Below are 11,755 nucleotides of genomic sequence, written 5' to 3' on the forward strand. Positions count from 1 at the left end.
CCCGGCCGCCCGGCCGGGTTTTCCTCATTCAGGAGGTCCCCATGGCGGATTACTTCACCCATTTCTCATGCCTGCTCGACGTCGGCACCCCCGACAAGGCTGCTCGTGCACTCGCGCTGTTCCAGAAACTGCGCGCAGCGGATCAGGACGCCGACGATCCGGAGGTGGCGGGTTTCACCCTCGTGCATCAGGACGCGCCCGAGGGCAGCACCCTCTGGATCCATGATGACGACGACGGCGATGTCGAAGCCGTCATCCGCTTCGTGCTCCGCCTTGCGGACGACCTCGATCTCACCGGGCTTTGGGGGTTCCAGCATGCCCTGACCTGCTCTCGGCCACGACTCGACGCCTTTGGTGGCGGCGCGCATGCCATCGATCTCAGCACGCGCAAATCCATCGGCTGGTCCAGCACGCAAGAATGGCTGGCCGCAGCATTGAACGGGGAGGGCATCGATGCCTGAGGTGATCTGCACCACCGTCTACCAGTTCCCCGAACTCTCGGATGCCGCCAAGGAGAAGGCGCGCAGCTGGTATCGCGAGCTTGGCCCCCATGACGATTGGTGGGACGCGGTCTATGAGGATTTTGAGCGGGTCTGCGAGATCCTCGGCATCCGCCTGAAAACCACACCCATCCGCCTGATGGGTGGCGGGACGCGGGCCAAGCCTTGCATCTGGTTCTCCGGCTTCTGGAGCCAGGGCGACGGGGCCTGCTTCGAGGGCTACTGGTCCCACGCCAAGGGCGCGGCCGCGCGCATCCGGGACTACGTACCCACGGACACGACGTTGCATGGCATCGCCGACCGGCTGCAGGCCATCCAGCGGCGGAATTTCTACCAGCTCGCCGCGGAGGCCAGCCACCGTGGCCGCTATTACCATGAATGTACCATGTCAATCGACGTCACGCGGGACAGCGCGACCTGGCAGCCGCCGACTGAGGACGCGGAAGAAGTCGTGACCGAGGCGCTGCGTGATCTGGCCCGCTGGCTCTACCGCCGGCTTGAGGCCGAATACGACCACCTCACTTCGGATGAGGCCATCGAGGAGGGGATCATCGTCAACGAGTATACGTTCACGGAAGGAGGGCGGCGGTTTGGGTGAGCTGATCTCGTTCCACGCAGACAAGCGGGGGCTAGGTGTTGTCAGTCGGCAATGCTCACGGCTTCTGCCGCACGACCGTCATGACCCGGGAATATTGTTTGATCCAGATGGCCTTATCTGGGCTCAACCATTTAATCAGTTCCATGATCTGACTATACTCAGCGGTGATATTTCGATGATGAATTGGTTCATGATGAAAGACGCGGTTGCGAAATTCACGGACATCGTCACAGCGCTTGTATAGTTGTGCATAGGAAACAGGCCCCGGCAGGTGAGGGAAGTCTCCATGCAGATTTGCCCAGAAGACGGGTTCGTGCCTTGGCAGCAGCATTTTCACCCAGAATCCAAAATTGAGCTCTGCGGTCATTCGCCCTGAGGTAACCGCGCCCGTTGTGACGAGCTTGTCGCGTGCTGTTTTTACTATGCGCTTGCCGCCGCTCTTGATCTGCAAGAGAAAGGCAGGGTCATCCCACCATTGCGGACCATAGAGCGCGATGAGGCGAGCGACGATTATGTTCCTTAGACTGACCTCGGCTGCGCTCAGTACAGGGAAGAAAGCCTCACTGAGCTGAATGTTCCAGCCATAGAGGGCGAGAGCGTGATCTGGATCGTGACCAGCAGCAATGAGGTACTTCGTGAGGCGTTCTTGAGAAATTATATTTGTTACCAAGTACTTAATGCTCCGATCGACTGTTCGCACGACTTTCACACTGCGCTTGACAGTCGTGCGAAGATACCCATATATGAGAGCAATCGAAGGCAAAGTCAGGCCTTCAAACCCTTAGAAGCCCGCGACAGCCGTTACAGGTCCTCGCGGGTTTTCGCTTTTTATACATCTACTTACGGAAATCCAAGAAGATTTGGCGAGGCAAACTCTCAGCCCAATATGGTGCGGTGGCGCTTGGTCATCCCACTATTCTGCTTCTAGTCGACCTTCACCAGGAATGGCTTTTCCAAGCTCAGAGTTATGACGTGTGAAGATACCGCAGGCCTGTGACCCCGTTCGTCGGGGGACGAGCGCCCCGTTCCTGTCACTTGTTCCCGTCGATCCACTTCGACATGAGCCCCTTGTCGCGGAAGCATTCGTCCGGAACGGCGCGCCTTTTGATCCGGGCGAGTTTCTCAGCGAAGGCCACCTGCTTGGACGTGGGCAGCCGGTCCATGTCCGATACCGGTTTCATCTGGGCCTGAGCCTCGATCCAAGCGCTCAAAGATCGCCGGTCTTGCTGAACCTCCCAGGGCAGGAGCGTTCGGTTGCGCAGGGCGAGCGACCGCGCATAGGCAATCTGCTTGGGCGTTACGGGCAGGGCGTGCTTGGTGCTTTCCATTGTGGAACCCCCTTTCTGGCTTGGTTCTAAAATAGAACATAACAAGAACAAAATCAAGCCAAGCGTCGGGAACACCTTGGTGCGAGAGGGAGAGAGGGGCCGGGAAAGATCAGGTCCGAGGCTGCCCGAGATAGGGTGTCCGGGCCTGATCCTGTCCTTCATTCCGGAGTTTCCCGATGACCCATCTTGCCCCTGTTGCGCAGGCGTCCTTGCCTGCGCCCGTTGTTCCGTTGGCAGCAAATCCTGCCCCTGCGATCGTTGCTGTTGCCGAAGCGCTGCAGCCCGATCTGGCGCAAGGACTTCAGATCGACGCGCTGCACCTGCGCCGCGAGATGGAACATGCCTTTGGCGGTTCCGATGCGACCGGTGCCTGGGACTGGAAGCTCGCCTATGAGGCGGGTGAGGTGGCGCAGATCCTCTTTCTGCAAAAGTTCGGTCGGGCGCTGCTTGCGCGTGCCGGCTCGCCTGCGGCGCTCTTGCCGATCCTCGCCAAGGTGGCAGGCCTCTTACCCACGCACACCCGGCGGTCGGAAGAGATGGAGCGCTTTCAGCAATTCTCGACGCCGCTGCCTATGGGGCTCACGGCTGTGGCGGCAGCACAGCTCACGCCCCGAGATCTCGTCCTCGAGCCGTCGGCCGGGACCGGGCTTCTGGCGATCCTCGCCGAGATCGCCGGCGGCACTCTGGCTCTGAACGAGTTGGCGGACACCCGCGCCGACCTTCTTCGGCTGCTTTTCCCGGGTCGCCCCGTCACCCGGTTCGATGCCGCGCAGATCGATGATCATCTCGGCGAAGAGACCCGCCCGAGCGTCATCCTGATGAACCCGCCCTTCTCGGCCCAAGCCAATGTCGATGGTCGGTCGACCGAGGCGACGGCCCGGCATCTGCGCTCGGCCCTCGCGCGTCTGGCCCCCGGCGGACGGCTCGTCGCCATTACCGGAGCTGGTTTCGCGCCGGATGCGCCTGCCTGGGCCGAGACCTTCGGCCGTCTGACCGAGACCGCGCATCTGGTGTTCTCCGGCGCGGTGTCGGGCGCAGCTTTCGCCAAGCACGGCACCAGCTTCGAGACGCGGATTTCTGTCTTTGACAAATGCCGCGGCGGTGAGCCGGGCGGCACCACCGCAGACCTGCGCCAGCCCACGTCCCCGGACGTGGCACATCTGATGTCTCGGGTCACTGCCGAGGTCCCGCCGCGCCTGGAGCTTGATCCGGCAGCTACCGTGAGTCTGGGCCACACTTCCCTCTTCCCGGGAAGTCCTGCCCCGACCCCCCGCAAACCCGTCAGCCGATCCCGCGCGACCTCCGCAGCTCAACCGGCGAAATCAGACATACCGATCGAGGTCGAAGACCTAAACTACGCGCTTCGCGACGTCGCCGGGGACGAAGATGCCGCACGGCTGTCCGACGCGATCTACGAGACATTCCGTTTGCAGGCTATCGACATCCCAGACGCCGCATCGCACCCGACCAAGCTTGTGCAATCGGCGGCCATGGCCTCTGTCGCACCGCCGAAACCCACGTACCGCCCCAAGCTGCCCCCGGCCATCCTGCGTGACGGCCTGCTGTCAGACGCGCAGCTCGAGACCGTCATCTACGCGGGGGAGGCGCATGGCGCGCATCTCACTGGGTCTTGGACCGTCGATGAGACCGGTGACGTGGTCTCCGCTGCACCGGACGATGCCGCTGACGCCGTCCGCTTCCGCCGCGGCTTCTTCCTCGGCGATGGCACCGGAGCGGGCAAGGGCCGCCAGTCGGCTGGGATCCTGCTCGACAACTGGTGCCAAGGCCGCCGCAAGGCGCTCTGGATCTCGAAGAGCGACAAGCTTCTGGAGGATGCGCAGCGCGACTGGTCGGCGCTTGGCCAGGAGCGGCTTCTGGTGACGCCGCTGTCGCGTTTCGCACAAGGGCGCGACATCCCTCTGACCGAGGGCATCCTCTTCACCACCTATGCGACGCTGCGCTCCGAAGAGCGGGCGGCCAAGAAATCCCGCGTCGACCAGATCGTCGACTGGCTCGGGGCGGATTTCGACGGGGTGATCCTCTTCGACGAAAGCCATGCTATGGCGAATGCCGCCGGGGGCAAAGGCGAGCGGGGCGATACCATGGCATCGCAGCAGGGCAGGGCGGGTCTGCGCCTGCAGCACAAACTTCCGAATGCCCGCGTGGTCTATGTCTCGGCCACGGGCGCGACGACGGTCCACAACCTCGCCTACGCGCAGCGTCTCGGGCTCTGGGGCGGGGAGGATTTCCCCTTTCAGACCCGGTCGGAATTTGTGGAAGCCATTGAGGCTGGCGGTGTCGCGGCGATGGAGGTTCTTGCCCGCGACCTCCGGGCGCTCGGTCTCTACACGGCGCGGTCGCTGTCCTATGACGGTGTCGAATACGAGATGCTCGAACATGCGCTCAGCCCCGAGCAGCGCGGCATTTACGATGCCTATGCCGGGGCCTTCGCCATCATTCACAACAACCTGATCGCGGCGTTAGATGCGGCGAACATTTCTGGCGAGAGCGGCACGTTGAACCGTCAGGCGAAATCCGCCGCGCGGTCAGCCTTCGAGAGCGCCAAACAGCGCTTCTTCGGCCATTTGCTCACCTCGATGAAGACCCCCACGCTGATTGCATCCATCGATGCCGATCTGGCTGCGGGTCATGCGGCGGTCATCCAGATCGTCTCGACGGGCGAGGCACTGATGGAACGCCGCCTGACGGATATCCCGACTGACGAATGGAACGATATCCGTTGTGACATCACCCCCAGGGAATACGTCCTGGACTACCTTGCCCATTCCTTCCCGGTGCAGCTCTACGAGCCTTTCACCGACAGCGAAGGTAATCTTTCGTCGCGCCCCGTCACGCGAGACGGCCAACCGGTCGAATGCCGCGAGGCCGTCCGACGGCGCGATGCGCTGATCGAGAAACTGGCTTCGCTTCCGCCCGTGCCGGGCGCACTCGACCAGATCGTCCAGCGCTTCGGCACCGACCTCGTCGCCGAGGTCACGGGCCGGTCGCGCCGTATCGTGCGCAAGGGCGAAGGAAGTGCTGCGCGCCTCGTCGTGGAAAATCGGGCGGTCTCGGCCAACCTCGCGGAAACCGCCGCCTTCATGGATGACGAAAAGCCTATCCTGATCTTCTCGGATGCCGGGGGCACCGGGCGCAGCTACCACGCCGATCTCGGGGCGAAGAACCAGCGCTTGCGGGTCCACTACCTCCTGGAACCCGGCTGGAAGGCAGATGCGGCGATCCAGGGCCTCGGGCGCACCAACCGCACCAATCAGGCGCAGCCGCCGCTGTTCCGGCCGGTCGCCACCGATGTCAAAGCGGAGAAGCGGTTCCTCTCGACCATCGCGCGTCGTCTCGACACGCTTGGCGCGATCACCCGCGGCCAGCGCCAGACTGGCGGGCAAGGGTTGTTCCGACCCGAGGACAACCTCGAGTCGCCTTACGCCCGTGATGCTTTGCGCCAACTCTACCGCCGCATCTATCGTGGCGATGTCGTTGGCTGCTCGCTCGGGGCGTTTGAGGACGCGACAGGTCTCAGCCTGACCGACGACAACGGGCTAAAAGACGACTTGCCGCCGATCACGACTTTCCTCAATCGCCTGCTGGCGCTGACGATCGACATGCAGGCCGTGCTGTTCGCGGCCTTCGAGGAGCTGCTCGATCAGCGAATTGCGGGTGCTATCGCCGCCGGGGTCTACGATCTCGGGCTCGAGACACTCCGTGCCGAGAGCTTTCGAGTGACCGACGCACGTGTCATCTACGCCCATCCCGGCTCCGGCGCAGAAACCCAGCTTCTCACCATCGCGGAGAAACGCCGCAACACGCCGACCTCGCTCGCGGATGCGTTCGACTGGCTGGATGACCCGAAGGCGCGGTGTCTCATCAACAGCCGCTCGGGCCGGGCTGCCGTGCAGGTTCCCGCCACTAGTCACATGCTGGACGATGGGACCATCGAGCCGCGCCTGCGCCTGATCCGCCCGCTTGATGCCAGCACGGTCCCGGCCAAGGTCATGGAGGACACCCACTGGCTCGAGGCCGACCGCGCGGCCTTCACTGCGGCGTGGACTGCGGAACTGGCCGAGGTGCCGGAGTTTTCGGGCTCCACGCTGCACATCGTGGCAGGTCTGCTGCTGCCGATCTGGAAGCAGCTTCCCCAGGATGAAACCCGGGTCTATCGCCTGCAGACCGATGACGGGCAGCGCATCATCGGCCGCCGCGTCTCGCCTGCCTGGGTCGCGACCACGCTGGCCACCGATGCGCCCAAGCTCTCGGCCGCTCAGATCCATGCCCTCGTTCTGGAGGGCAAGACCGTGGTGTGCCTGTCCGAAGGGATGGAATTGTACCGCTCGCGCGTCATGGGCGCGAACCGGATCGAACTGTCGGGCTTCTCGGAGGCAGCCAAGGATCGGCTCAAGGCCGATGGCTTCTTCTCGGAGATTATCAGTTGGAAGCTTCGGCTGTTTTGCCCGACCGACGCCGATGGCATCGCGATACTGGATCGTCTGCTTGCACGTTGTCCTGTTGCAAGGCTACATGATCGCGGAGGTTGTTGACCCATGTATTCCGAGACCGAAGACCTCGTGCGCGATCTGGCTGAAAATGCCGAAGGCGTCTGTCGTGCCTACCTTCCCGCCGGACGGCGGGAAGGATCCTACTGGATCGTCGGCGATCTGCAGAACAACCCCGGCCGGTCGCTCTTCGTGCGGTTGACGGGCCCTGCGTCGGGACCAGGGGCAGCGGGCAAGTTTACGGATGGGGCCACAGGCGAGCATGGCGATCTCTTGGACATCATCCGCGCCCGGATGGGGATCACGCGCTTCCCCGACCTTCTCGCCGAGGCCCGAGCGCATCTTGGCCGTCCGCAGCCGGTCGTCCCGGATAGGCAAGAGCCGAGGAAGGCCAAGGCGCTCGGTGGCACTCCTGCGGCGGCGGCGCGTTTGTTCGCTGCCTCGAACCCGATCACAGGCACGCTTGCTGAGACCTACCTCCGTTCCCGAGGCATCACCCAATTCGGGGCGAACGGCGCCTTACGCTTCCACCCGAAGTGCTGGCATCGGGAAGAGGGGCAGACCCGGAACATCCCCAGACCGGCGATGATCGCGGCGGTTACCGATGGGGCAGGGGCCGTTCAGGGCGTGCATCGCACCTGGTTGGCCGCTGACGGGCAGGGGAAGGCGGCAGTGAAGCCAGAGCGTCGGGCTATGGGTCACCTCCTCGGCAATGCTGTCAGGCTGACCCCGCAGGATGACATCCTCGTCATCGGCGAAGGCATCGAGACCATGCTGTCCCTGTCCGAGGCAATCCCAGGTCTGCCCGTCTGGGCGGCGCTCTCGTCGGGACACCTCGGGGCGGTTCTGCTGCCGGAGGGGCTCCAGCGCCTCTACATCGCCATCGATCGCGATCCGGCCGGGCATCGCGCGGCAGAGAAGTTGAGCGCCAGAGCCTCCGAGGTCGGGGTGCACGTGCGCGTGCTGGAGCCGCGGCTCGGGGATTTCAACGATGATCTTCGGGCAAACGGCAAGGACGCGCTGCGCCAGCATCTGGCGGGTCAGATCGGGCCAGAGGATCGGCATCGCCTGCCCAGCTGAGCTGCATCGCGCAGGGGGGGCTGGGAGTACGGGGAAGGGGGCTGCATCCCAGTCGTGGCTTTGGATCGTCGTCCTCACCCCATCCCGGGCCTTCCGCATCCACCCGTCACCCGAGCGGCCTTCAAGAGATGGGCAGGCCGTCAAAGCAGTTGCCCCTGCAAGGTCGGAAGGGAAGCTATTTCCGCCGGCGGCAAAGCCGCCTTTGCATCGCGAGACAAATAGCTTCCCTGCCGACCTCCTCCACGTTGTTCCGGCCCCGGTGAAGCCGGGGTGAAGGGGCAACCGCCCCGACGGCTCGGGTCTGCCCATGAAGGCCGCGCGGGATGACGCGCGGACGAGACAGGCCCGGAGGCAAGAAACCGATGACGATCCACACCCACGACGACGCGTATGAACCCGCCCATAGCGCATCCCAGACCGCCCATGCGCTCGACGAGCTCCAGCTCTACGGCTATCGCCCCTTTGACGGGCCCGATCCGCGCCCGATGCCCGATGGGCAGCGCCTCGCCGTCGCCGTCGCCGACATCTTCGACGCCCTCGTCGCGACCCTGGAAGACACCCGTATGGAACCCGACCTCGAAGAGGTGCTCTGGGGCCAGGTCAACCTCTTCCACCGCGCCACGGCCCGGATCGAGCGGACGCTCGATGAGAACGAGCAGGCGCAGCGCCGCCTCCAGCGCGAGCAGGACGGCTCCGAAGTGAAGTCCGTCGAACTCGAGCGCCTGACGGCCGAAGGCCTGACTCTCGTTGAACGGCGCAACTGCATGGACATGATGCGCGATCACGCCGCCACCGAGTTCGTCCATCACACGGGATCGACCTGGCGCCCCCGCACCGGATCAATCGTGAACCGCCAGCACATGACCGCCGCTCTGATCGACAGCCGCGATTTCCTGGCCGCCAAGCGCCGCGCCGAGACCGAAGTGATGCTGCCCGCTGGTCCCAAGGTCGCCCTCACCGGCGGGACCGATTTCAACGATCACCGCCTGATCTGGGGCAAGCTCGACCAGGTCCGGACCAAGTATCCCGACATGGTCCTCCTGCACGGTGGCAGCCCCAAAGGCGCAGAGCTCATCGCCGCCAAATGGGCCGAGGCTCGCAGCGTGACGCAGGTGGCCTTCAAGCCCGACTGGACCAAGCACGCCAAGGCAGCGCCCTTCAAGCGCAACGACGCGATGCTGGATGTGCTCCCGGTCGGGGTCCTCGTCTTCCCCGGAACCGGTATCCAGGAAAACCTCGCCGACAAGGCCAAGAAGCTCGGCATCCCGGTCATGAAGTTCGAGAAGGGGGCGTGAGCCCTCTCTTTCTTTTCGGGACAGAACAATGTGGAAACGTCGAAGAGCGCTTGATATTGTGGTCTGGAGAGAGGCGCCAACAACATGTTCGACACGTCGCAGCAAATGGAAGTGTTCCCGACAACGGTCGATCTCAAGCGGATCGACCCGTCTCTCAACATGCGGCGCTTCTATCGAATGAGCGTTCAGCCGGACCTGTTTGGCGGCGCATGCCTTGTGCGGGAATGGGGCCGTATCGGGCTTCGAGGGCAGATGCTAATCGAACAGCATGATGACGAGGGCAGGGCGGTCAACGCTCTGATGAAGCTGTCGGCGACGAAGAAGCGGCGGGGCTACAAATTATTGGGCGAAATTTGAAGAAGCGGCCCGATGCAGCCACTGACTTTGAACTCAAACGCTGCACGGTCATTTCCCAAGAGATGTATTGCTTTGAAGCGATACGCGAAAGGCTGTGAACGTGAAGCGCAAGCCGACCAAGCACGTGATCTAGAGCAGGAGCGGCAGGTGTACGAACGCATGCTTGGGAGACAGTCTGAGGCATCTCGTCAATACAGCGTGGGTAAATTTAAGTCAGCTTGAGCACTTGCTGGGTGAAGAAGCTATTGAAGTTGTGAATTTTTATCGCGCCATCATGTATTCGCTCTTCAGGACCAGCAAGGTCATGACCTCGTCGTCACCCACACGGAACGACTGCTCAGCAAGCTCATACCGATCGGCGCCCTCTGTATCGAACCAGGTGTCCGCGTCCATAAGAGACAGCGAGATGTCGTCCCGGGCTCCCTTGTGCAGGATATCGTGAGCGTTGCTCTGCGGGTCAAGTGTTCGACGCAGGAACCATCGCTCCCCGACGCTCTTCGATCTCTTGAACCAGTTGAGGCCGCCGCGGCTGTAAGAGGCCAGGAGGCTCGGCTCGAAATCCAGATCCACCAAGCGATACGCCATGGCCGTCTTGCTGACAGAAAAGGCGTCCGAAAGAAGACGGACGGTGCGCATATCGAATTTCTTGAAGTCATTCAGAGCGCTCTTGAGCATGAACTCCGGCATCAACAGCTCTGAGGCGAACCGGTTGGCGCCCTTCTCTCGGGACATTCCTCGTTCCCGCCCCTTGCTACCCCCGATATCCTCTTTTGCACAAAACAGATGTTCTCCCCTGTGCCATTCCCAGTGCCCCAGTTCGTGTGCGAGGGAGAACCTCTGGCGCCGTAGATTTCCATGCGCGTCATTCACGGCGATTATCGCGCGGCCGACGTCAGCTCGACCATGGATGCAAGCCTCACATCCGTCCATTTCCCGGTAGTCAACCTTGGCACCTTGAAGCCAGGCAATGGCTTCAAGGTTGATGTCTTCCGGTCGCTTCAGGCGCAAAGCCTGGAGGATCTCCTCAGCACGACGCGGAGAATGAGTCATTCTTCATCGCCGTTTTTGTCAGGCCAAGCGTCATCGTCGAACAGGTCTTCCAAGTCCTTCTCGATCCCTTTTCTGTCTCTCTCCGACAGCTTCTTTCCATGACGAGCGGCCACCGTATCGGGCATGAAGTTGCCAGGCCTGTTCGCAGGCCTGCGTTGAGCCATGGAGACGACATTTTGGTCGCGCGTTGCACGATCTTGCTCAGCTGCGGCCTTGGCTTCCTTCATTGCCATTTCGGCGACCTCGTCTTTCGCGGTCTCCAGCCAAGCTCTCATGCGATCACCGAAAGCAGCAATGTCCTCCCCGGCCTCTTCAGCCTCTTTTCGAATATCCTCGTCTGAAGCGTTCGTGATAGCTTCGTCGATTTCCTCCGCCAGGCGATCTTGAAAGGTTTTCTTATCCTTCGCCATTGAGCATCTCTTTCATTTCCGGGTGTGCGTTGCGTGTCCTTTTGACCCGCTGCACCACCGTGTTGTATTCCCTTTCATTCCAGTCGAGGCCCGTCATGATCTCGGACTTCGATTGCCCTTCCTCCAGAGCCAGGAGGTATAGCTGTGAATCGTCATCACCCTCGAAGAGCGCCATGAAGCGGGCCATAAATTCTTTCTCGAAGAGCTGCCCTTCTTGGTTGCACGACGAGGCAATGTCCTTCGCGGCCTCCATGTCTTTGTCGGCGTTCTTGCGAAACCCGATCTTAGGCCGCTCCGATGCAATGCTCCGCATCACGCCGGAGAGAAAGTCCATAAGTGCAACACCTTTGGGCCATTGGCGTGTCCCGGTGATCTCACTTTTCATCACCCTCATGACGGCCTCTTGAAGGACCTCCTCCTCGTCGCCGACTCGGTTGTTCCGAATGCACCAGTTGCGCGCCTTCTGAAGGAGCTTTCTGAGTGCGACATCATCGCGGAAGAGAAGGTCCAGTTCGTCAGTGAATTCCTTGAGGGTATTGAACTCTTGGGGTGTGTCTTTCGCCATGCCAATCGCCATCTTCGCTGCTCTTAATATACATATGCGCACGCAGCGACCTATCGCAGTCAAG

11 protein-coding genes are annotated in these 11,755 nt (G+C 62.2%); 6 read left to right on the plus strand and 5 right to left on the minus strand.

Annotated elements, in window-relative coordinates; all coding sequences use genetic code 11:
* The first annotated feature begins 41 nt into the window (after positions 1–41).
* Both BLT54_RS16665 and BLT54_RS16670 read left to right on the plus strand, forming a co-directional pair.
* Positions 42–461, plus strand: a complete 420-nt coding sequence (locus tag BLT54_RS16665) for a hypothetical protein (RefSeq protein ID WP_074646421.1) — start codon at positions 42–44, stop codon at positions 459–461.
* Positions 454–1,098 (plus strand): antitoxin of toxin-antitoxin stability system, encoded by a 645-nt coding sequence (locus tag BLT54_RS16670; protein WP_074646422.1) that lies wholly within the window; start codon positions 454–456, stop codon positions 1,096–1,098. The genes BLT54_RS16665 and BLT54_RS16670 overlap by 8 nt, the downstream gene beginning before the upstream one ends.
* A gap of 55 nt (positions 1,099–1,153) precedes the next feature.
* Here the strand turns inward: BLT54_RS16670 and BLT54_RS16675 are convergent, their stop codons facing one another.
* Positions 1,154–1,768 carry an Abi family protein gene (locus tag BLT54_RS16675; protein ID WP_245708041.1) on the minus strand — a complete coding sequence of 205 codons (615 nt, stop codon included), beginning with the start codon at positions 1,766–1,768 and terminating at the stop codon, positions 1,154–1,156.
* 361 nt (positions 1,769–2,129) lie between these two features.
* Positions 2,130–2,426, minus strand: a complete 297-nt coding sequence (locus BLT54_RS16680; protein ID WP_074646424.1) for a hypothetical protein — start codon at positions 2,424–2,426, stop codon at positions 2,130–2,132.
* A gap of 176 nt (positions 2,427–2,602) precedes the next feature.
* Here BLT54_RS16680 and BLT54_RS16685 point away from each other — a divergent pair, with 176 nt between their 5' ends.
* The 4 genes from BLT54_RS16685 to BLT54_RS16700 all read left to right on the plus strand — a co-directional run bounded on the left by BLT54_RS16685 (position 2,603) and on the right by BLT54_RS16700 (position 9,666).
* Positions 2,603–6,979, plus strand: a complete 4,377-nt coding sequence (locus BLT54_RS16685; RefSeq protein WP_074646425.1) for a strawberry notch family protein — start codon at positions 2,603–2,605, stop codon at positions 6,977–6,979.
* A gap of 3 nt (positions 6,980–6,982) precedes the next feature.
* Positions 6,983–8,014 carry a DUF7146 domain-containing protein gene (locus BLT54_RS16690; RefSeq protein ID WP_074646426.1) on the plus strand — a complete coding sequence of 344 codons (1,032 nt, stop codon included), beginning with the start codon at positions 6,983–6,985 and terminating at the stop codon, positions 8,012–8,014.
* A gap of 362 nt (positions 8,015–8,376) precedes the next feature.
* Entirely contained in the window at positions 8,377–9,309 is a 933-nt protein-coding gene (locus tag BLT54_RS16695; protein WP_009574188.1) for a DUF2493 domain-containing protein, read from the plus strand.
* 84 nt (positions 9,310–9,393) lie between these two features.
* Positions 9,394–9,666 (plus strand): WGR domain-containing protein, encoded by a 273-nt coding sequence (locus tag BLT54_RS16700; RefSeq protein WP_074646427.1) that lies wholly within the window; start codon positions 9,394–9,396, stop codon positions 9,664–9,666.
* A gap of 261 nt (positions 9,667–9,927) precedes the next feature.
* On the opposite strand, the gene BLT54_RS16705 is transcribed toward BLT54_RS16700, so the two are convergent.
* From BLT54_RS16705 to BLT54_RS16715, 3 genes are read right to left on the minus strand one after another with little or no spacing between them, the layout of a single operon-like run.
* Entirely contained in the window at positions 9,928–10,716 is a 789-nt protein-coding gene (locus tag BLT54_RS16705) for an ImmA/IrrE family metallo-endopeptidase (protein WP_009574185.1), read from the minus strand.
* A complete protein-coding gene (locus tag BLT54_RS16710) occupies positions 10,713–11,126 on the minus strand; it encodes a hypothetical protein (RefSeq protein ID WP_074646428.1) in 414 nt (137 codons plus the stop codon). Before BLT54_RS16710 ends, BLT54_RS16705 begins: the two co-directional genes overlap by 4 nt.
* A complete protein-coding gene (locus BLT54_RS16715; protein WP_009574182.1) occupies positions 11,113–11,703 on the minus strand; it encodes a hypothetical protein in 591 nt (196 codons plus the stop codon). The genes BLT54_RS16710 and BLT54_RS16715 overlap by 14 nt, the downstream gene beginning before the upstream one ends.
* Positions 11,704–11,755: the final 52 nt, after the last annotated feature.

The sequence above is a fragment of the Celeribacter baekdonensis genome (genome assembly GCF_900102315.1).
Lineage (GTDB): Bacteria > Pseudomonadota > Alphaproteobacteria > Rhodobacterales > Rhodobacteraceae > Celeribacter > Celeribacter baekdonensis.

Coding starts and splice junctions, on each gene's coding strand:
- BLT54_RS16695 (WP_009574188.1), top strand. CDS start 8,377: ATGACGATCCACACCCACGACGACGCGTATGAACCCGCCCATAGCGCA.
- BLT54_RS16705 (WP_009574185.1), bottom strand. CDS start 10,716: ATGACTCATTCTCCGCGTCGTGCTGAGGAGATCCTCCAGGCTTTGCGC.
- BLT54_RS16710 (WP_074646428.1), bottom strand. CDS start 11,126: ATGGCGAAGGATAAGAAAACCTTTCAAGATCGCCTGGCGGAGGAAATC.
- BLT54_RS16690 (WP_074646426.1), top strand. CDS start 6,983: ATGTATTCCGAGACCGAAGACCTCGTGCGCGATCTGGCTGAAAATGCC.
- BLT54_RS16700 (WP_074646427.1), top strand. CDS start 9,394: ATGTTCGACACGTCGCAGCAAATGGAAGTGTTCCCGACAACGGTCGAT.
- BLT54_RS16670 (WP_074646422.1), top strand. CDS start 454: ATGCCTGAGGTGATCTGCACCACCGTCTACCAGTTCCCCGAACTCTCG.
- BLT54_RS16680 (WP_074646424.1), bottom strand. CDS start 2,426: ATGGAAAGCACCAAGCACGCCCTGCCCGTAACGCCCAAGCAGATTGCC.
- BLT54_RS16685 (WP_074646425.1), top strand. CDS start 2,603: ATGACCCATCTTGCCCCTGTTGCGCAGGCGTCCTTGCCTGCGCCCGTT.
- BLT54_RS16715 (WP_009574182.1), bottom strand. CDS start 11,703: ATGGCGATTGGCATGGCGAAAGACACACCCCAAGAGTTCAATACCCTC.
- BLT54_RS16665 (WP_074646421.1), top strand. CDS start 42: ATGGCGGATTACTTCACCCATTTCTCATGCCTGCTCGACGTCGGCACC.